The following is a 20,479-nucleotide window of genomic DNA, read 5'->3' on the forward strand; positions in this document are numbered from 1 at the left end:
CCACCACAGGCAGCAAAAAAACTCTGCTATAACCGCCTCAAGTAAACGAAAGTGTTTACTCGTTTATTTTTTTTGCTTCAAAAGCAGCCAAAAATAAAGCCCCTTGATGCCCTTAAACAAAAAGCTACGCGAGGGCGAGGCGATTTGTTTGGATTCAATTCGCTATTTGCCCTTTTGACTAATAAAGGAAAGGATACATAGCCCACAAAAGAAAATAATACCGATTACTTCTATTACCACAGCCTGCCTGAGATCAAATGTATCATTTTCCAAGAAGTACCAAATCGGCGGGACGCTAATAGCAACACCGACTGCAAGACGATAGATGCTTAGTAGTCCTGCTCCTACTCCTTCAAAAACTTCTTCTGCAAACTGCATGTGACTTTTTATGCTATATACAGAAACACCAAAGTTCTTTCTGATAGCCCTAATTAACACGGAAAGCCCCAAAAATATAAACAGAGGATATACAACGTAAGGGTCTGTTTCTACAGAATGTACAATATCACCAACCGTTTTAGACCCTCCGCCAGCCAGCTTAATAAAAACGAGTGCTACACCTGTTATTAAAACTAATATACCTTCTATGATTACAAATTTTTCACAAAAACTCCTATTTCAAAACTTATTAATGCCTTGTGGCAAGAGGTATGGTATCGAACTAGCGAATTTTTTAAAAAATCGTGATTATGCTTACCGGCTTGGTTTTACCAAAAAGCAGATAAAAAATCTTTAAGCATAAACAAAAAGCCCCGCAAGCGCTTAGGTCAGCGAAGACGAGGCTTTGAATTCACTGTGGGAGTGTTTAAACGATTTTTTGGCAAGCTACTTTGTGCCAATTGCAGACGTAGCGGCGGCTCGAATAAACTGGTTTTAACGATCTCGTTTGCCACCTAAGGCGACAGTCACAGGATGTTAATTTTTACCAGCCTGCGACTAAAGCGGCCAGTCGATACAATACTCATTAAGACAGCAGGTGCGACAAACCTGACCTTAGCTTACGCTGATTTTTAGCTTTGTTGTTCGGCGAGGAAGTGCCAAATATAATCATACAAAATTCATGTATTCGGATTTTTGTAGGGCAAATTTGCCACCGTAGGAGCCAGTCGTGGGTTTTGAGTTTTCACATAGCCAGACGCCATAGCGAACAGTCGAGGGTACTGTTAAATTAAGCTGAATCAACGGAGATATCTCGCAAATTTTGACCAACCAGAACTATAGCTCAATAACGTAGACGTTCATTTGAGCAAATGATTAGGAAGTTCATCATCACAAACAAAAGCAATTTTCAGAGCTGGTTTGCACAACAGCTTGAGGCGCTTGTTTCCATTTTGAATTTTGTGAAAACAGTTGAGTAACAGGTGAGAAGTGTCTGACTATCGCTCTTTCATTGATATGAAAAAGAAGTGAAATTGAAAACTTGAGCTAAAGTATATTTTAAAGCTTATGAGAAATGGCGCTATATTCCACCTATACTACCATGAGTTCTGCTGAACTGGCCAGTAAGTCTGTATTATCGTCAATGCCCGCGGGGTGACATACATTGATAAATTACTTTGTTACAGTGGGAAAACAAGACAGATTGCCCAATAAAGGTTTGATATGGATAGAGAAAATTCCCCAACTGAGGAACAATCAGTAATTGGTGCTCGCTTTTCCCTTCGGCTGCTGATTACTGTTTCCGCGGCTGCATTACTCTTTGTTTTGTCACCTGAGAAAGACAATGTGTATAGTTCAGCAGTCGAAGAGCTAAATCTCCTTATGAGTCTAGATCTTCCCGAGCTACTTTCAGAGACGCGCGATGATGCTTTAGACAACGACCCTTCCACATCTCAGTACCTAACACACATCGAATCGACGCTTGAAAGACATGGCCTTTTTATGGATAAGGAAGAAATTGGTGAATATTTTTTAGAAGTTCGGGACGACGCTGCCCCGATTATCGACGAGATGTTAATCGAAGATATCAATGGTTACGTTGTTTCAAAAAATGCAATCAATGTTAAAAAGGTAAAGATCGACGAAGTGTTCGAACAAGGACTTGCGTTAGGAGCTGCGGACGGCTCACCTACTATCAATAAACGAGGAGAAACTACGCCTTTGAAGCGGCAAGATGGCGCTCCACTAAAAATAGAAAGATTCTATATATTCGACTACAATCAGCCGTCAAACTTTATCATCGGAACGCAAAACGGGAAGCTTAGTAGGCATGGTACCCCTACCAGCAAATTTGAGTTATTTGAATTCTACTTCTCCGACGGTGAAATCCCAAGTAAGGTCCAAGTGTCTGGGGAAAAACAGATTGAGTTTGAGCGAGACACGGTTTCGATTGATCTTATTAAGCAAATACAAAATAAGCCTGAATACAACGTCCTAGTCCGTCAGAACGGACAAGATTTACTGTTTCTCCCGAAGTTAAAGGAAGTCTGGAACCAAATCAGAACTGAATATCCAACCCAAGCACGGACTATACTGGCTAGGAAAGCCGATCTGAAAGAACGCGTACTTCAGGTATTTGGGCTATCAATTCCACAGGTTCTTATTTCGTGGGCGATACCCAGCATAACGTTTACAGTTAGCTTGTACTTGTACGCTCATATTCAATTCTTGCAGAGCGTAATCGCTCGAAATCCGAAAGTTAGTGAATCCCCTTGGATTGTGTTAATGCCTGGTCGCATTCCCTTTGCGATAACTACTGTAGTCGTGTTGATTATTCCAGGTCTGTCCGTCATTAGCACGGTGGTAAATACATGGGGGACTGGAGGGAACATTGTACAGATTGTATCAATTATCGCCGGAATCGGATCGATAGTGACGCTTGCGAGTGCTTTAATCTTGATTATAAGTATTCGATCAAGATATTGATTATATTGCCCCTCAAAACAAAAAAATAAGCCCGTTAACTGTTGTTTTACGCCACATTGACCGAAACGAAAAAGGTTCTTAGCCGCCTATATATTGCTCAAAATTTGATGTGTCCCACGCAGCAGTAAGTCGTTCTGCATATGTTTTGCTGTATCGTGGAGCAAGCTCTTTAATGCAATCGGCTTTAACTGGCGATAATCCTCCACTTCCATCTCGTATTGTTCTCAAGAGGTCCGTTGTCACACCCGTGGTCGGACCGACGCAAGCAGCTGATATAGAATATTTTTATTGATAAATGACCAATATTAGGGCTCAAACAGCGTTTTATACCATATAAATCGATATTGTAAGCGAAGTTAGGCCCGCAGTAGGGTAGTGATCATTTGCCGTTCGATGGGAAAACTCGAAACGTCCGCTTCACGCCCTGACTGTCGCCTTACTGCCCAAAGCGTTAGTTCACAGCTACAGTCGCCAACGACTGAAAATGGCACATTCTTCCCGTACAATTTTGAACGGCGTACGACCGCAATTGCCGTAATCTTTCCCTTGAGTATACGAAAGCGCAATGTCGGCTTTTCGCTCATAGCTGCCTGTCAGGTGAAGTCTAACCAGTAAAGATGACACCCATCTTTAAAAAGTAGCAAAACCGATACTTTGTCCTAAGCTTTAAGGCAGTAAAGATGACACCCATCTTTAAAAAGTAGCAAAACAAACAGTAAAGATGACACCCATCTTTAAAAAGTAGCAAAACCGATACTTTGTCCTAAGCTTTAAGGCAGTAAAGATGACACCCACAGTTAAAGATGACACCCATCTTTAAAAAGTAGCAAAACCGATACTTTGTCCTAAGCTTTAAGGTACTTAAACAACCAAGGATGGTCTGTGATGCCTCAGCCACGTAAAACCCAAATCAGTTTAATCGATACCCCTTATTACCATTGCGTTTCCCGCTGTGTTCGTCGTTCCTTTTTGTGCGGCGAAGATAAATTCACCGGGCAAAGTTACGAGCATCGTCGTGGTTGGGTAGAAGAGCGGTTGTTGTTTCTAGGGACGGTGTTTGCTATCGATATTTGTGCTTATGCGGTAATGAGTAATCACACGCACGTAGTGGTGTGTGTAGATAAAGACATGGCAGATAGCTGGTCGATGAAAGAAGTGATAAGGCGTTGGCATCAACTGCACCAAGGTACGCTGTTGAGTCAAAAGTTTCAAAAAGGCGACGCACTTAGCACTAGCGAAATGATTAGCCTAAAAGAAACAGCCCTAATTTACCGCCAACGGTTATACGACATCAGTTGGCTTATGCGTAACCTGAATGAATACATCGCCCGTGAAGCGAATAAAGAGGACGGGTGTACAGGTAGGTTTTGGGAAGGACGATTTAAATCCCAAGCGCTGTTAGATGAAAGTGCGGTGTTAGCTTGTATGGCCTATGTGGATTTAAACCCAATACGCGCCAAAATGGACATCACACCAGAGACATCAAAACACACCAGTATTCAAACTCGTATTCACTCCCTTATCAAAGGTGAGCAACCCAGAAAACTCATTCGTTTTGTGGGCAATCATAGAAAAAATAAACCCAAAGGTATCGCCTACAACCTGATTGACTATTGTGAATTAGTGGATTGCACTGGACGTTGCATTAGAAATGATAAAGCGGGCTATATAGAACAACATCATAGCCCTATTCTAACGCGGCTTGGCCTAGAAACTGAGCAATGGTTAACGCTTACCACAGAGTTCGAACAACACTTCAGCACAGCGGTAGGCAGTGAGCATATGCTTCAACAATTCAAACAACACACAAACCATCAACGAATACGAGGGATGGCAAAAGCGAGAATTTTACTGCAACACACCTGAAAATTTTAGCATTACACATCATCAAACCACCCAGCATTGCCTGCTCGAAACATGCTGCCCGCTAATTGAGCTTGGCCCTAAATTTAACTATTTTCTTCATTTTCCCTCGTTGATTAATTCTAATTCTTTACTTTAAGAACAAAAAATGAAAATTACAGCATCAGTTTGAGTTTGTTGATCCAGCTGTGATTGGGCACTTTACAATTTTGGGTGTCTTTTTTTGTTTTTTTGTTAGCTTCGAATTACAGCAGGCCAACAAAGATATACGCCAGACTGCCGCAGAATCACTGCACAACAGCCAAAGCCTTCTCCTTCTTAAGGAGGACAGGCTAGATATTTGCGAAGATTTCAGTCTTGTTGCGCCCCCAGAGGGCACTGAAGAGTACCTAGGTACAGCAATCATAACACAAAGCAATCACAATCAAGCTTGTGACTCTAATTTGGAAGATAAAAATCCAGAAACAATCCTTACCGCAAACAATGTGCGCGCTTCAGCAACGATCGTAAATGACTTTACTTAAGAGCAGCGACAAAGCCTGGTGCATTCTTATCTTCATAATTTATATACTCACCATGCGTGCTTACTTTTGTAAGAACAGTCGCGTTATTATTCGTGTTGGTCGTTAGCACATAAGTTTTATTATTTCCACTTAGCAAGGTCTTGATATTACCGTCGCTATCAAGACCTTGCCATTGCAGGTCAAACCCATTAGCAGTAAGTTTTGCACTTAAGCTGTTAAAGCTCCCACAGACTCCCTCAAACCTGTACGGTGTTTGGTCACAATGGCTTTTTGTGATTTCCCCGTCAAATACAACGTGATTGAACGTACCTGCAGTGCCAAAAGATAAATTAGTGACTTTATCGATAACACATAATTTACCATCCTGTTTGTCACTCAACAAATACCCCTCATCTAAAAGGTAGTTATAATAAAAAACTTCATTATATTTGCCATCTTTAGGGGACTGCATTACAAGTTGCGTCCCCTTGAGGAATGCACCCGAGTTTATAGAGACAGCTGTAATATAGTCGCTATCATCTGGAACGCAACCCTTTTGCCCCCGATACTCCGCGACTTCAAAATTTGCCGGGAATGATGGCAGTGGTAAATCATTTTGTGCCTGCGCGTTAAATGACAGGCCAAGTGCCAACAGCCCCACAGTTAAGAAAGTCCCAACTCGTTTCGCCGCTTTCATGAATTCTTTACGCATAGTATATTCCTCAAATCTTCAGAGTATAAGACGGATTAAAGCTATTTGCTAATCCCTGTGACAGCTGTCTTTTTGACTAGATTGGTTTGTGTAAATATCGAATTGTGGGAGTGTTTTATGGCGTGTTAGTTTTGCATTTCATGCGTATACAGTCCTTTGGTACAGGAAATGGGGAATTAAAGCGCGAATGCCTCCACCATGTAATAGCGTTTTAATTTCATTCTTGCCTTGAATGTAGACTATGCCCCAAAGTTGAAGTCACGTTGAATAGTAACATCGTTTGCGTATTGTTCTTTAGGTGGTGCACACGTGGCAACAGTGTTGTTTGTACAGAGTTTGGGGACTTTTTATCTAAATACTTCAGTATTTTATGAATCACGTGGATATCTATAATGCCAACACAGTGAAAAACACTATTCTTAATAGTGTATTTCAAAACGGGTAAACAAACAAGTTTTGGTATCCAGCGCCTTATGGCTATCATCCTGATTTAGCTATTAAACATTCTGGCAAAATACTTGATATATCTACAGAGGGCCGAATCAATTCTAACGGTCTATTGTGTACGTATTTCGGACATTAGGCATTGACCAACACTAAGAAAAATAATGCTTTATAAACCAGCGGTAGATTCAATCAATGTCAATTGAATCCAGAAACTAGCGCTATTAGCAGAGCGGGCAGTAGTAAAAATATTAAAATAACGAACTCAAGTGCTATTTAGTTAATGCTTAGGACATAATACAGAGATGTTTTTTCCTTTTTCGAACATTTCTGAAAAAACCTCTTCGCTTTCGATTTTTTGATGCTCATACCATTCTCCTGTAGAAGGAACAGCCGCTGTTATGACTAAGTTGTTTGCATTTTCTACTACGGGATTTTCCGTAAATACCCAAGCACGAATCGCATATGGTTGGGCAGATTCTAAAATCCACATCTCTTCTTCACCTTTTACACCAAACAAGTCGACCGCTATTTGCTCCACATTAACATCTGGTTGATATTGAATGCTGACAGAATAAAGCGGTTGGTCTTCAAGTATGCCAAAATAATACGTAATTTTAGCTATTTCCACAGAATCAGGGGCACTATCTATCGCCGAAACCCTGAAGTTCATTTCCTTTTCAAAAGAGGACATGTGGCGCTGAGTTGATACTGAATGGCAAGACATACCAAACTGTAAATTTGATAACTCTTGTGGGAAGTAGCTGTTTTTCCCAAAGCTATTATGTGCATAAAACAATATACAAATCACTAAGCAAAAATGTTTCATTTCTTGAACTCCATTCTAGGTCTTTTTCTCTTAGTATTAAGCTGGCTTAGTCTTAATTGCGGTTATTATTTTAAATGGACTTTTACTAAAATACTAGACACATTGCAGTCAGGTTGGGCCATTGAAATAATAATCATACGAATATCCGTTGAATGTCTGCCCCTTGTCTAATGCCGCCTACCAGCTTAAGTCGAATCTTTATTTAAAAAACACCAAATTAAGTTGGTAATCACACTAATTCAAATTAGGTTGTTAACACCAAGCGACTTTGTCTAATCTTCCTCTAAGATCAGTATTTCTTGAATTGAGCAATTAAAATATAGGCACAGCTTATTAATAATGTCAGTGCTCGTTGAACGGTAAGGATCATTCTTTATTCTTGATAAAGTATTTCTTCCAAGGCCAGTCTGTTTTGATATCTCATCAATAGTGACTACCGCGCCTTTTTTGGCGGCATGATCAAGCATCATCTGTTGTAAGTTTATTTTTATCATTTGAATTCCATTTTTGCTTTGTATTGTAACAAACAAAACGGCTAGTTACCTTATGGTTGACAATGCACCAATTGTGGTGCATGATGCACCTATATTGAAAGGGGTGAGTATGGCAACATTAAATGTTAGAAAAGAAACCGGCAAGCTTTATATCGATTTTAGGTATAGAGGAGTTAGATGTCGTGAGCAAACCAGAATGCTTGACACACCTCGAAACAGAAGACTGCTGAGAAGACTTGTTAATAGGATTGATGCAGAGATTACGTTAAACATATTCAATTACTCTGATACGTTTCCAGGCAGCCAAAAAGCTAAATTATTTTCTGATCCCAACTCATTAACGACGTCCATTATTACCTTTAAAGATTTCGCTTATACATGGCTCAACGAAATGAGACCAACCTGGCGCTCAAGTTACTTCAAAACTATCTCATATCTGTTAGAGACCAAACTCATCAAAGCATTCGGTGCTAAGGTTATTGATAACATTAGCAAGGCAGATGTTCTTCAATATAGAAGTGAACTGTGTCAGTGCAATAATGACAGTAACAGGAGACTTTCGGCGAGATATGTAAACCGCATTGTATCGCTAATGTTGAGCATAATTGCAGAAGCTAGTGAGAGGTTCAACTTCCCGAATCATTGTTCAGACATTAGACCATTAAGAATACGTAAATGTCGGCCAAGTCCGTTCATGATTCAAGAGGTTGAATCGATAATCAATGCCTGTTCAACCGAATTTAAAGACTATTTCATAGTGAGATTTTTTTCTGGATTAAGGACAGGGGAGCTTCACGGTCTTCGCTGGAAAAATGTGTGCTTTAAGAGACGTACTATCAACGTAAATGAGTCTATTGTTGATGGTGTAATAGGGAATACAAAAAGCACTTATTCAGATCGGTTTGTCGAGATGTCAGACCAAGTTCATGGCTCATTATTGAGAATCTTTAAGGATGCTGAAAATAGCGAATATGTATTTAGTAGAAATGGTAAACCGCTAACACAAAGTTACATCACGCAATGTGTTTGGTATCCATTACTCAAACAACTAAATATACCCAAACGCCGGCCATATACAAGCCGCCATACAGCTGCATCGATTTGGCTGGCATCTGGCGAAAACCCAGAATGGATTGCTCGTCAACTAGGGCATAAAAACAGTGAGTTATTGTTTAATTACTACAGCAACTACATTCCTAACTTAACCCGCTCAGATGGTGAGCAAGCAAATACGTACATTAATAAAATTGAGGTGAATCTATGAAGTATTACTCTAACCAACTACCCATTAAAACGTTTCAAAAATACAGTTGTATTAAGGGCGTATATCGAATTTTGGATGCAGTTCACTATGACCTTTTAAGTGGCTTTTTTTATGAATTAACACTTAACGATGGGCAAAGCAAGATCAAGATGTGTACTGCTTGTGAAAGCATAGAAAGATTAGATTTTTCTGTTGGTGCTTTCGCTTTTATAGAGGCTGTGAGAGGAGCCGGTGGGCATTGGAAAATAAGGGAGTGTCGACTTGTGACTAGTGAAGTTGCGTTAAAGTCACTCGGGTTTGTTTTTGATAGTCAACGATACACTAGAGCACGAATGCAAAACAGCAGTGAGCTATTGACTGAAGTGAGTTCTGAGCAACTTACTGAGTTAATATTGGTTGCGAAGAATCGTCTGTTGGCGCGAGTAGAGCAGGGCGTTTTATTCGATGCATGGTTAAAATCTTCATTAAAACGATTTCTGTCAAACATAGTTTGCATTGACTTTAGGTCACAAATAGAGCGCGATTATGCAATCGTTTTTGGCTTGGTTTACTCTCTTTTCATTAACTGTGTAGGTCCGTCAAAGCGTTTCGATATGCGAATAAAGGAGGACCTGACATTTCTTGAATTGGGAGAAGAAGTAGAGTTATTTTTAGATCGCCATCTACCAGATTTAAGCTCTGTTTTCAAAGAGGTTATATACAAAACAGATCCACTTTGTTCTGTTATAGGCGACCTCAAAGAAGTTGAATATATTAAAGCTATACAAGTTGTTGCATGTCAGGAAGTGCAGTGTTTTGGGAAAAAGCTTTTGGGAAATTTAGAAGCTGCTTAAGCATTGATTATTAGCCAATTTTGAATGGATATGAGATGTATTAGAACAAAACAAGTCACTATAGTTTAGGTGGCTTTATGAATGTATATCGTTATTCTATAGTGATGTTAATTTCATTGAGATTTTTGGATTCGTTTCATGGTAAAAATGAATCCAAAAGTGGCTTGGTTACTGTTTTTTGACGTTGTTAACTTAGCTTGGTACCAGCGAAAATAGAGCAAGTTAATGGCATTTACAGTGCTCATTTATACTTATGAAAGTAAACGATTAGGTGACTAGATGACAAAGCTTAATATAGAAATAATCGCGACTGACGACGAGCCTTTTGGTCTGCTAACAAAACTGGCGAAAGCTAAGTTTAGAGCGAACAATGTATATACTTTGAGCGGAACTGAAACTCTTGCCATTGACGATGGCATGAATGATATTCGGGCATTAATCAATGCCAACGTAATCGAGTTTTATTATCGATACGACAAAGACCGAAATCAATATGAGTCCTTGATACTTGATTTTTGTCGCCAAAATAATTTAACACTACGCTTCTGCAACACAGAGAAAAAGTAACGCGTTTGAGGTAGAAAAGTATCTGAATGGGTGCCCAGTAAAAAGTTTTGTCTTGAAGTAAATCTTGTTTCAAACGGTAGTTTTAATTACGGGTTTTTAATTACTGAAACTACGATTTTTTGATAGTGAAATGTTGCTAGAATAGGGTTTTAAATCTGTAGTTATATCACTCAAAATCGGATATTTTATTGCATTCTAAACGGTGAGTTTTATCTATCAGAAAGTGCTAGAAACTTTCTCAAAAATGTCGTGAAAATGGATGATTACATACGATTTAAATGAGCTAAAAAATGAGATTTTATGCAGATTAGATTGCGTTTGAAGCGCTTAATATAAGAGTAACTGAATCAATATTAGGTAGCTTTGAGCATTCAATTGAATTCAGTTTGTAACGAATGAAATTTCGATAGCAATAGTTTAGCAAGACTTTTAATAGACCGAGCTCTTACAAACGTTAGGTTCAAAACAAAAGTAATCACTGTTTTAATAGACAGACTATTGTAATAGCTATTTTTACTCCTTGTTTGTGTATTTTGGCAATATTGCACCTCATTTTACTAAAAGCGTTACCACTGAATTGGCTAGATAGTTCACTTTATACCGTACTCCCCCCGTTACCACTTAAATTATTTTTTCAGTGGTAACGCATTTCAAAATTTCAGTGGTAACGCATTAAGCTTTAAGTGGTAACGCTTTTTGCGAGTTCAGTGGTAACGCACGGTAAAATTAAGTGGTAACGCAGTATTCGACATTGAGTTAGACTTTAATTTGGATTGTGGGCGAAAGTAATTAGTTAATGAAGGCTTATGTTGGTATTGATATTTCATGTGCAAAACAGTACGAGATCAGTATCATTTTTAATAAGGGGGAATTCAAACTTTATAAATGGAGAAATAATTACTGTTAAATAATATCGAAATTGATCACAAATCATCTAGCTTGGTAGATACAAATTCTTCAAACAAAAAACATCTCTGCTTAGTTGTAAATCAATCTAATGAAGTTGAAGATTTACTCTTTGCATGTTTCGGTCGAAATCGATCGACCATTTCCCCGCTATGCCAGGATTGTTGTCGCCTCATTTTTATAATAAATGGAGGCTATAATGCCAGCACATGCAGTAGACTTAGAAACGAAACAACAAGCTCAAACGTGGTTGCTACCGCCATACTCTTATACCCTAAGACAAATAGCTAGCGAGTTAGAGGTGGGTATAGCAACGGTGCAGAAATGGAGGCAACAATTGGTTGATAGTGGGCAAGAAATTGAGAGCAATAAGGTTGAAGACAATAGTTTTTCTGCCGAACAAAAGTTTGCAGCAGTGATTGAAACTGCACTTTTATCTGAACATGAATTAGCTGCTTATTGCCGAGAGCATGGTATGTATGTTGATCATGTAAAACAATGGAAGGTATTGTCTATTGCTGCTCATACTACGAAGCAAGAAAGTCAATACAAGCTAGATAGTGTGCGACGAGCTGATAAGAAGAAGATTAAGTCTTTAGAAAAGGAGCTTAGTAGAAAAGATAAAGCACTTGCTTAAACCGCCGCTTTGTTGGTATTGCGGGAAAAGTACAATGCCCTCTGGGACAACAGCGAGGAAGATTAACTCCTCTTCCAGAGCGGCATAAAATCGTGAGCCTAATTAACTCTGCTATTTCCAGTGGTGCACGCAAAGCGATAGCTTGCAAAACAATTGGCGTGTCAGTTCGCACCATTCAGCGTTGGTATAATGATAAAAGTAAGCAGGTGTTTGAAGATGAGAGGCCAACAGCAAAACGACCAACGCCTTCAAATAAGCTCTCGGTGGAAGAACGTTCAGCCATATTAGAAACGTGTAATTCAAGTGAGTATGCTAGTTATCCACCTGGCTATATCGTCCCAACGCTAGCTGATAATGGTCTATATATTGGCTCTGAATCAACGTTTTATCGTGTGTTAAATGAGTACGGCCAATTGGCGCAAAGGGCACCTACTAAATTGCGCGTAAATAATAGTAAACCTAAGGAAAAGATAGCGACAAAACCCAATCAGATATGGACTTGGGATATTAGTTATCTAGCTACATTGACACGGGGACAACATTATTACCTCTACATGATTGTGGATATATTTAGTCGAAAAATAGTCGGTGCCGAAGTTTACGCTCAAGAACTAGGTGAATTGGCCGGTGACGTTCTTCAGCGAGCGGTCTGGAGTGAGAAATGCTTAAACGGCGGCACAACATTGCATTCTGATAACGGTGCGCCTATGCGCAGCTTCACTATGCAGGCAAAAATGAGAGACCTAGGTGTCGCCAGCTCTTATTCAAGGCCACGGGTAAGTAATGATAACCCTTATTCTGAATCACTATTTAGAACAACAAAGTACCATCACTCATGGCTGAAAGATGGCTTTAAGAATATCGCGGAAGCTCGCGAATGGGTAAACAACTTTACTTATTGGTACAACAATGTTCATAAGCACAGCGGCATTAAATACGTTACGCCAGAACAACGTCATAACGGCTTGGATGGTGAATTACTTAAAAAGAGGAGAGAAACTTATTTAGCGGCACAACTTAAAAACCCTAATAGATGGCGCAATGATATACGCAATTGGGATTATATTGACGAAGTGTCACTAAACCCTGAAAGTAAATACGTTGCTTAATTACAAAATGCGACAACTGTCTTGAAAAATAGCGGAAATGACTGACTGTTTTTACCGAAACACGCACTCTTTAATGGCGAGCTAAAATTTGCCTCGCAAACCGCCAAGCGTTTGCGTGCTTTATCCAATTCAGATGGTGCAAAATTTGACATTTTCCAAGCCACACACGAACGAATTTTGCGGGAGGCAGATTCAGTCATAACAATGAGCAACGAAGTACTGCGATTCAAAGGGGTTTATTCTTGTTGAAGTTGCTACGTGGGTATTGACTCATTCGGTTTTACCTTCACAAAACTATCGCCTGTTCCCACAAATGTAGGTTTCAAAGCAAAGATGCGACCGGCGTTAGTCAAGGTTTGACCAAGCGATGCTTTGAAGGTACAAGACAAAGTACAAATAGCATCTAAAGATGAGTTGGTGCAAGAGGATAAAGTCAACCTACTATTTATATAGGCAAAAGGGTTTGCTGAGCTCCAAGCGTAACAAATAGCAGGAAACAGTTATCGTTTAAAATGTAAAAAAACAGCTGGCGTCGAGCCAGTGATTACAACTAATAAATAAACCAAAACGTTACAGGTGGGGCAATTTTACTTTACCATTATTAGCAGAAAACGGGGGCAGTTTTAGTTTGCCGTTGACAATGTGCTAAGGAGTGTGTCTGACAAAAATGACTTTGTGAAGTTTGAGAATAAAAATCAACCATTTTAATGGCGTGTCACTTCTTTAAACTTTAACTAACATATAAATCGGGAAAATTCGTCAAAAATGTACATATCGCAATACATATGTTGCTCAGAGACTGTTATTACAAGTGACTTAATTATCAAAATGAAAAGTCTAAGCCAGCTTTACAGCTGGCTCTTTTATTATTAGGTTAGTTATTCATAAAAAGATGTACAAAATTTTTCATTATGATAATAAGTTATTGAAATACATAGTAAAGTTGATTTTTTATATGATTGTGATAAGCTTGATAAGTTGGTTACACAATGGCATTCATAAATCATAAATGGAGTAATTAAATATGAAATACGATCATCTTTCACATGAACACCGTAGGTTTGCGATCTGGTTAAGCACATCAGCACCGCAATTGTTGCCGCTTTTTGATTTTGATAGGCGTTGCATGTTGCTCGAAAAGGCCAACAAGTATCTAAGGGGAAAAAGCGAGTCTGAAAAACTTATGGCTAGCTTTTTTATGTCTGTTTTTGGAGGTGCTGATAATTTTGGCTTTGATTTGTTTACTGCCTGTAAAATCCTCGATGTAAAAAATATCGAGATAATCCGAGGCTGGCTAGCTGACCCGATATGGCCTTAATATCGGAAAGTTGCTTATCTAATGAAAACAAAAAGCAACCTAAGTTCTTAAGCATTCTTGGCTTTGCTCACAATCAACAAAACAATTGAAGTGAGATAAGGGGGGGTAATATGATGTCTAAACGCATTTCGAAAGCATTTCAGATGGCTTCAATTGCACATGTGAAGCAAGTTAGAAAAGGTGATTGCTCGCCATATTTTAATCATTTACTTGAAGTGAAATGTTTACTAGTTGAGCATGGTTTTGATGATGAGTGCCTGTTGATTTCTGCGTTGTTACATGATGCTTTAGAGGATACTTCGATGACCTACGAAGATGTGCAAGAGACGTTTGGGAGAGATGTTGCTGAGCTCGTTAAATCATTGTCGGATGATAAAGAAAGTAGTCTTAATAGTAGACGCCAAGCTCGTATTGATAAAGCTAAAAATGTTGGTGACTCCCATAAACTCATCAAGTTGGCAGATGCAATAAGTAACGCAAGATTAATACCGCTAGACTGGTCGATTGAGCGTGCTAACGACTCTATGGAACATTTGCTTGAAATAGCTAAGGTGTGCAGCGGAGCATCACTGCACTTGAGTCGGTTGTTAGTAGAAACGGTAGAGAAAAGTCTTCAAACTCATGCGACCTTTTTGCAACAAACGGCAATGAAGATTCAAAAATGGATGGCGCAAGGAAAGGTATTTTACAGCCCAAACAAAGATACATTTTATTTCGCAGAAATAAATGTTACCGGCGCAGGTAATGGAGCGGTACTTACCGACAAAATCGATACTTATTTAAGAACGTTACGCAGCAAGAACCTTCATTTTTCGTGTGAGATTTGTTCTTATGTAAGACAAGTTACTGTTTGGACAGAAGTAGCAGATTCTGTGCTTGAAGCGCCCATTACGGATATTCAAAGTGAGCTCAAAAATGAGCCCGTTTTAGTTGAATGCTTGGCGGTGGAGTTACGAGACTGGTGATTTTGTAGGCAATCGCAATTTACCAATAATACTTATAGAAAAAAGTAAACCTCGACCCTAATATCCGTAGCCGTCTAAAGTAATTTACGCAATACGCAATCAAGCTATTCTTACCAATACTAAAATACCAAAATATAGAGATAGATATTGCTATATCGATATCTAACCAATGCGGTTCTTGTTTATTCCCGAATTTTCCCATATTCTCTTAATTGGTCATCAGAGATGAAAATTATGAATGAACAGATTTTGACCCTGAAAGAAGTTGCAGAGTACTTAAAGCTTACTGAGAAAACAGCCTACCGGCTCGCAGCGGATAAGAAACTGCCAGGTTTCAAAGTAGGGGGGAGTTGGCGTTTTAAAAAAGAAGATCTTGAAAAATGGATTGAGGCACAAAAGGACATATGATGCATTTACCAGAACCTAAAAACTTACCTTATAAAACACTTTTAGCAGATATTGAAAAAGGGCGCATTAAAATACCTCAATTTCAGCGTGATTACGTCTGGAGCAAAGAGCGAGCTGCTGGGCTTATCGATAGTATCTTGAAAGGATATCCAATAGGTACCTTCATCACTTGGAAAACAAAGGAAACGCTGCGTGTAGTCAAAGACTTAGGTGGTGTTAAATTGCCATCAATACCTGAAGATGATTTTGCTGAATATGTACTAGATGGCCAACAGCGTATGACAAGCCTTTTTTGTGCGCTCAAAGGTGTACAGATTAACAGAGGCAAAAAAACGGATGACTTTGCAGAAATCTTTGTCGACTTAAATGCATCAGAACATGATCAGATTGTTATTGTCGATACCGCAGATCTAGAACAAGGTACCTATATATCCTTAACCAACCTAATTAATGCTGGGCTCACCGTTTTAGCTAGCTTTGATGCGAAATATCACGTTAAGTTAGAAGAGTACAAACAAACATTACAAAGCTATAACTTTTCGCTTATTGAAGTGAAAGAAGTACCTTTAGACGTCGCAACAGAAATCTTTACTCGTATCAATGTTGGCGGTAAACCGCTTTCATTGTTTGAAATTATGGTTGCTAAGACATTCGATGCAAAAGAAGAATTTGACCTTTCAGAAAAGTTTGAAGCGCTGGTTAACAGACTTCGCGAGGTCGGGTACGACACCATATCTGACGCTACAGTTCTTCAAATTATTGCACTTGTAATAGGCAAAGAATGTAAACGACAGAACATATTACGTTTAGACAAAAAGCGTTTTATTGAAGAATGGCCAAAAGTAGCCAGCGCAATTGAATCAGCTGTAGATTATTTCAGAGGGTACTACCGTATCCCGGTTTCTAAGCTATTACCCTACAACTCACTACTCGCGCCCTTTGCTTATTTCTTTTATCACCACAACGATAAACCGTTAAACAATAAACAAATTTGCTTAGAGGATTTCTTTTGGCGAGTGAGTTTAGGTGGCCGCTACTCAAGCTCAGTCGAAGGTAAGTTAGCGCAAGATATAAAACGTATAGATCAAATATTGGGTAATTCTAAACCAAGCTATGATTGGTCAATAGATACTTCTGCACAGTTCATCAAAGACAATGGTTGGTTCAATGCAGGTCGCAGCTATATTAAAGCAATACTTTGCATCATGGCGTATCAGCAACCTAAGTCGTTTATTGATGGCTCTATAGTGCACATTAGCAATGATTGGTTAAAACAAGCCAATAGCCGCAACTATCATCATTACTTCCCCAGGGCATTTTTACGCAAGCAAGGCTTGGGAGATGAGCATAGTAACCACATCAGTAATATAACAATCGTTGATGACTTCCTAAATAAGCGAAAAATAGGGGCTCAAGCTCCATCGATATATATGAGTCAATTTGCTGAGCAAAACCCTGACTTAGAGACTCATATGAAAACCCATCTAATTGATCTAAATGAATGGGGAATTTGGGAAGATAACTACGATGCTTTTTTAACTAAGCGTTGTGAAAAACTATCAGAAGAAATTAAGAAGCGTCTCGTTCTTCGTGATCAAGACAAAAATGTCCATCAAAGCATAAACATTGCAGACATTGATGAATTAGCAATAGAAGCTGATTTATAACCACAGTGTTAATTTGCAGGTAAAACTGAACCACGGTGGGGACACATTGACAGCGGTTTAAAGTGAGGGTTTTTTGCTGTTCAAATTAAAACTATGCTAAGGCAAATGTATACGTAGCAATAGTTTTGCTGAATTTATTTTTTTGGGTGACGTTAGTGATAGAGAAATATCAAGCTGGTGATTTATATGCATGGATTCCTGTGGCAAAAGAGACCAAAGGGAATGGGGTAAGAGCTTTCCTACCATTCAATGGACTAGATGGGACTTATCTTCACGGGTATAAAGCAAGGATATCAGAGTCGAAATACTTAGACGCACTTAGTGATATACAAAGTGCATATATTGAGAATGAGAACGAGGTTTTCTCGGTTAACAAAGGCGCAAAAGACGAAAGGCAATATAAAGCTAAGTGGCGTCATGGAAGGGAACAAAATGCACCGCTTTTAGGGCCCACTAAAGGGTGGGTCAAAGTAAAATTGAGCCGTATTCAATATCTAAATGATAGCGAGCTTGGGTTGGCTTTAGACAAATCTAGTGATAGATATTGTCAACTTGAGGATGCCACTTTTAAACCTGTATTATGTAACTCTGCCGAAGAGCTAATTGAAAAAGCCGAAAATCTTAAAGAAAAAATTGGAGACAGAATTCCTGATGGGCAAAGGGTACCGAATAAATGCACCACTAGCCAAGAGGCTTTTATCAGAGATGCAGCGGTAGTCGCTTATGTATTGGACATAGCAAATGGAAGTTGTGAATGTTGCGGTGAAAAGTCTCCATTTATTAAATCGAATGGTGAGCCCTATCTTGAGGTTCACCATGTCAGACATTTGGCAAAAGACGGTAGTGACACCATTTCCAATGCGATTGCGATATGTCCAAACTGCCACCGGGAATTACACTTTGGCATTAATAGGGAGGCACTTATTGAGGAGCTGTACTCAAGAGTTGATAGGCTAATTCGTGAATGATACATAAAAGAAACATTTTGCCTATTAATAGGAACACAGGTGGAGACGCAAATAACCACGAATATTCATCTTTAGTAAAACAAGAATAGCGTATGAATAGATATGTAAGAGGGGCAATGACAGTGGTGACTGTGATGACTTGTCATTTAAATTGTCACCATAGTCACCTGTGTCATTGCATTTAAAAGCACAATTCGATGAACATTTTACACATTCAGAACTTAATAGGTTTGAGGAGATCTGGGTGCCGATAAAACATTGTTTTCTCTTTGTTGTTAGCCGATTTCTGTGTAACAGATTGTAGATAACCTCGATTTACGAGCTCTTGAGCACCTTGGTTAGCATGTTCAGCGGTTTTCATGCCAGTCATTCCTCCTCTGTAAACGTCTCGCAGTGAAAACGGTTCGTTTTTAATCATTTTGAGTCGCTTCAAAAATAGGCTTGCTTTGTCTGAGTGCGAGTGATTTTGACTAAAATGGTGAATCCGGCGGTTGTGGCTCCACAAAATATCCAACCATTTTAAAGCCATATTTATAGACTCTTTTGAAACTTCTAATTTAGGTATAAAACCTACTGATTCAGGGTGTTTTTCAGCTTCATTGACAAGATGAAAAAGCATAGAGAGCTTTGCGCACAACGCTGGATATTTTCCTAGAACAGATTGTTCCTCTTCATCACAGTTATTTGAATTATCCTTGAATTTTGATGCCCATTCGTCCCAGATCTTTTGAGCAGGTTCATCAAACTTTAGCTCTAACGGTTTCTCTGCGTTACCAATTTTAGAGAGTAGAATAAAAATCCGCTCTACTTTTTTAGCAACATCTAGATCGGGAGCTATATCTCTATATTTTCCAGCAGTATCAGGAAAAACAAGCAGTTGAAAGCGCTCAAAAAGTCCATCGTCATTTTTGCCGTTGGCTCGTGAACGAAGAATCTGTAATAGCTTAGTAGGTTGAATGCCTCCAAGAATTGAGACCGTTAGCTTTTTTAACAAAACTGGATCTCTTGTTACTCTATCCTGTAGATACGGATTCACGCTATAGCCCTCAAGGTAAAATGCTCGCTCAAAAGCTTTCTCTGGCCTTTCTAGTGAATTAAGCCATGCCGAGATTTCGTCTCGAAATAATAGTATTCCTTTCGGATTAGCTTGGGCTTTGAGACAAGCAGCTTCGTAGGTCGCATCATTCAGATCAAAATTAAACTCTCCGTTTTCGCTAGTCTTTTGAAGATATTTAAGTGGAGCACTAGCAGCTTTTAAACACGGTGTCTTCATATCTGATGGGCGACCTGTAATGATAGCCCACAGATTGCAATACTCAATCCAAATCAAGTCATAGCGTTTCGGTCTAATACCTACTCCGCACCCTAAAAGCGCTCCTAAACTTACTAGAAGGCCAATAGTAACGTACTCAATAGGTGACTGATCAATGCGACTTGAGTTGTTTTCTGCGTAGTCATAGAGCGAGCGGGGTAAACAATCTGGCTCTATCGGCTTAACCGGAAGCAGATCGAAATTCAGTGGTTTAAGAGGTAGCCACTTTAAGTTCTGTGTGTCTACTTGCGAATTAGAGACAGCTATAGAAGAAAGCCCTTTCTCCAATTCAGGTTGAACTGCTTTATCAACGTTTGCCTGTACTTTCTTGCGTTTACCTAAAATTTTGAACAATGCATGAAACATAATATGAAACTCCTTTTTCAATAAATCATATTTGCTAGGTCAACTTAACTTAGCTGGACTTATAGTTAACGATTAATTGAAAAAGTCATCAGCGTGAATTCGCTCTGTTGTGAGATAAATATCTTGATTCCTATTTTTAAAGGGCTGCATTGAAATTTAGTATATATTTTTTTACTGACAGGGAGTCTTTGATGATGTGTGCTAAAATGCGCTGCTTTTCATATTCGCGACACAGTTATATATTTGCTTTGGTAGAGCAAGTGTAAAAAGTGGGTAGGGCGCTGTAGGGTATATATCTAGAGGTCTGTAGTTTTTATAGTGCCATTATTTGTATTTCTGTGACCTATTTGTGACCATGTAAATCTTTAAGAGCCCACTACAGCCAACGAATATTATTTCAAAATGATAATAAAGCTTTATGTAATCCTTAGGGCGCGGTTGAAAAACAA

Annotated in this window: 16 protein-coding genes and 1 pseudogene; 12 read left to right on the top strand and 5 right to left on the bottom strand. The window is 39.0% G+C overall.

Going from position 1 to position 20,479, the window contains the following annotated elements:
- Positions 1 to 162 precede the first annotated feature (162 nt).
- Positions 163 to 378, bottom strand: a complete 216-nt coding sequence (locus KO530_RS05240; RefSeq protein WP_216047360.1) for a hypothetical protein — start codon at positions 376 to 378, stop codon at positions 163 to 165.
- Between the two features lie 1,224 nt (positions 379 to 1,602).
- Here KO530_RS05240 and KO530_RS05245 point away from each other — a divergent pair.
- The 3 genes from KO530_RS05245 (at position 1,603) to KO530_RS05255 (ending at position 5,252) form a co-directional block, all read left to right on the top strand.
- Positions 1,603 to 2,865, top strand: a complete 1,263-nt coding sequence (locus KO530_RS05245; RefSeq protein ID WP_216047361.1) for a hypothetical protein — start codon at positions 1,603 to 1,605, stop codon at positions 2,863 to 2,865.
- A gap of 885 nt (positions 2,866 to 3,750) precedes the next feature.
- Entirely contained in the window at positions 3,751 to 4,731 is a 981-nt protein-coding gene (locus KO530_RS05250; RefSeq protein ID WP_216047362.1) for a transposase, read from the top strand.
- Between the two features lie 206 nt (positions 4,732 to 4,937).
- Positions 4,938 to 5,252: a hypothetical protein gene (locus tag KO530_RS05255; RefSeq protein WP_216047363.1), complete on the top strand. Its 315-nt coding sequence runs from the start codon at positions 4,938 to 4,940 to the stop codon at positions 5,250 to 5,252.
- Here KO530_RS05255 and KO530_RS05260 read toward each other — a convergent pair.
- The 3 genes from KO530_RS05260 to KO530_RS05270 form a co-directional block, all read right to left on the bottom strand.
- Complete coding sequence (locus tag KO530_RS05260) at positions 5,245 to 5,943, bottom strand: hypothetical protein (RefSeq protein ID WP_216047364.1); 699 nt, start codon at positions 5,941 to 5,943, stop codon at positions 5,245 to 5,247. The two genes, KO530_RS05255 and KO530_RS05260, sit on opposite strands and share 8 nt — an antisense overlap.
- A 724-nt stretch (positions 5,944 to 6,667) precedes the next feature.
- Positions 6,668 to 7,216 carry a hypothetical protein gene (locus tag KO530_RS05265; protein ID WP_216047365.1) on the bottom strand — a complete coding sequence of 183 codons (549 nt, stop codon included), beginning with the start codon at positions 7,214 to 7,216 and terminating at the stop codon, positions 6,668 to 6,670.
- Positions 7,217 to 7,488: 272 nt separating this feature from the next.
- Positions 7,489 to 7,710: a helix-turn-helix domain-containing protein gene (locus tag KO530_RS05270; RefSeq protein WP_216047366.1), complete on the bottom strand. Its 222-nt coding sequence runs from the start codon at positions 7,708 to 7,710 to the stop codon at positions 7,489 to 7,491.
- Positions 7,711 to 7,819: 109 nt separating this feature from the next.
- Here KO530_RS05270 and KO530_RS05275 point away from each other — a divergent pair, with 109 nt between their 5' ends.
- From KO530_RS05275 to KO530_RS22205, 9 genes and pseudogenes are all read left to right on the top strand, one after another.
- Positions 7,820 to 8,974 carry an Arm DNA-binding domain-containing protein gene (locus KO530_RS05275; protein WP_216047367.1) on the top strand — a complete coding sequence of 385 codons (1,155 nt, stop codon included), beginning with the start codon at positions 7,820 to 7,822 and terminating at the stop codon, positions 8,972 to 8,974.
- Positions 8,971 to 9,807 carry a hypothetical protein gene (locus KO530_RS05280; RefSeq protein ID WP_216047368.1) on the top strand — a complete coding sequence of 279 codons (837 nt, stop codon included), beginning with the start codon at positions 8,971 to 8,973 and terminating at the stop codon, positions 9,805 to 9,807. Before KO530_RS05275 ends, KO530_RS05280 begins: the two co-directional genes overlap by 4 nt.
- 279 nt (positions 9,808 to 10,086) lie before the next feature.
- Positions 10,087 to 10,374 carry a hypothetical protein gene (locus KO530_RS05285; RefSeq protein WP_216047369.1) on the top strand — a complete coding sequence of 96 codons (288 nt, stop codon included), beginning with the start codon at positions 10,087 to 10,089 and terminating at the stop codon, positions 10,372 to 10,374.
- A gap of 1,105 nt (positions 10,375 to 11,479) precedes the next feature.
- Positions 11,480 to 13,026 (top strand): annotated as a pseudogene (locus KO530_RS05290) (IS3 family transposase).
- A gap of 1,024 nt (positions 13,027 to 14,050) precedes the next feature.
- On the top strand, positions 14,051 to 14,344 hold the full coding sequence (locus KO530_RS05295; protein WP_216047370.1) for a hypothetical protein: 294 nt from the start codon (positions 14,051 to 14,053) through the stop codon (positions 14,342 to 14,344).
- A gap of 110 nt (positions 14,345 to 14,454) precedes the next feature.
- Positions 14,455 to 15,309 carry an HD domain-containing protein gene (locus KO530_RS05300; protein WP_216047371.1) on the top strand — a complete coding sequence of 285 codons (855 nt, stop codon included), beginning with the start codon at positions 14,455 to 14,457 and terminating at the stop codon, positions 15,307 to 15,309.
- 234 nt (positions 15,310 to 15,543) lie between these two features.
- Positions 15,544 to 15,717 (top strand): methylation-associated defense system helix-turn-helix domain-containing protein MAD1, encoded by a 174-nt coding sequence (gene mads1 / locus KO530_RS05305; protein WP_216047372.1) that lies wholly within the window; start codon positions 15,544 to 15,546, stop codon positions 15,715 to 15,717.
- Positions 15,714 to 17,384 carry a GmrSD restriction endonuclease domain-containing protein gene (locus tag KO530_RS05310; RefSeq protein ID WP_252728882.1) on the top strand — a complete coding sequence of 557 codons (1,671 nt, stop codon included), beginning with the start codon at positions 15,714 to 15,716 and terminating at the stop codon, positions 17,382 to 17,384. The genes mads1 and KO530_RS05310 overlap by 4 nt, the downstream gene beginning before the upstream one ends.
- Before the next feature lie 155 nt (positions 17,385 to 17,539).
- Positions 17,540 to 18,352, top strand: coding sequence for an HNH endonuclease (locus KO530_RS22205; protein WP_216047373.1), 813 nt, complete (start codon positions 17,540 to 17,542; stop codon positions 18,350 to 18,352).
- Between the two features lie 214 nt (positions 18,353 to 18,566).
- Here the strand turns inward: KO530_RS22205 and KO530_RS05320 are convergent, their stop codons facing one another.
- On the bottom strand, positions 18,567 to 20,030 hold the full coding sequence (locus KO530_RS05320; RefSeq protein ID WP_216047374.1) for a DUF3987 domain-containing protein: 1,464 nt from the start codon (positions 20,028 to 20,030) through the stop codon (positions 18,567 to 18,569).
- Between the last annotated feature and the right edge of the window lie 449 nt (positions 20,031 to 20,479).

The sequence above is a fragment of the Aliiglaciecola lipolytica genome (genome assembly GCF_018860635.1).
In the GTDB taxonomy this organism is placed as follows: Bacteria; Pseudomonadota; Gammaproteobacteria; order Enterobacterales; family Alteromonadaceae; genus Aliiglaciecola; species Aliiglaciecola lipolytica_A.

Coding starts and splice junctions, on each gene's coding strand:
- KO530_RS05240 (WP_216047360.1), bottom strand. CDS start 378: ATGCAGTTTGCAGAAGAAGTTTTTGAAGGAGTAGGAGCAGGACTACTA.
- KO530_RS05245 (WP_216047361.1), top strand. CDS start 1,603: ATGGATAGAGAAAATTCCCCAACTGAGGAACAATCAGTAATTGGTGCT.
- KO530_RS05250 (WP_216047362.1), top strand. CDS start 3,751: ATGCCTCAGCCACGTAAAACCCAAATCAGTTTAATCGATACCCCTTAT.
- KO530_RS05260 (WP_216047364.1), bottom strand. CDS start 5,943: ATGCGTAAAGAATTCATGAAAGCGGCGAAACGAGTTGGGACTTTCTTA.
- KO530_RS05265 (WP_216047365.1), bottom strand. CDS start 7,216: ATGAAACATTTTTGCTTAGTGATTTGTATATTGTTTTATGCACATAAT.
- KO530_RS05270 (WP_216047366.1), bottom strand. CDS start 7,710: ATGATAAAAATAAACTTACAACAGATGATGCTTGATCATGCCGCCAAA.
- KO530_RS05275 (WP_216047367.1), top strand. CDS start 7,820: ATGGCAACATTAAATGTTAGAAAAGAAACCGGCAAGCTTTATATCGAT.
- KO530_RS05280 (WP_216047368.1), top strand. CDS start 8,971: ATGAAGTATTACTCTAACCAACTACCCATTAAAACGTTTCAAAAATAC.
- KO530_RS05285 (WP_216047369.1), top strand. CDS start 10,087: ATGACAAAGCTTAATATAGAAATAATCGCGACTGACGACGAGCCTTTT.
- KO530_RS05295 (WP_216047370.1), top strand. CDS start 14,051: ATGAAATACGATCATCTTTCACATGAACACCGTAGGTTTGCGATCTGG.
- KO530_RS05300 (WP_216047371.1), top strand. CDS start 14,455: ATGATGTCTAAACGCATTTCGAAAGCATTTCAGATGGCTTCAATTGCA.
- mads1 (WP_216047372.1), top strand. CDS start 15,544: ATGAATGAACAGATTTTGACCCTGAAAGAAGTTGCAGAGTACTTAAAG.
- KO530_RS05310 (WP_252728882.1), top strand. CDS start 15,714: ATGATGCATTTACCAGAACCTAAAAACTTACCTTATAAAACACTTTTA.
- KO530_RS05320 (WP_216047374.1), bottom strand. CDS start 20,030: ATGTTTCATGCATTGTTCAAAATTTTAGGTAAACGCAAGAAAGTACAG.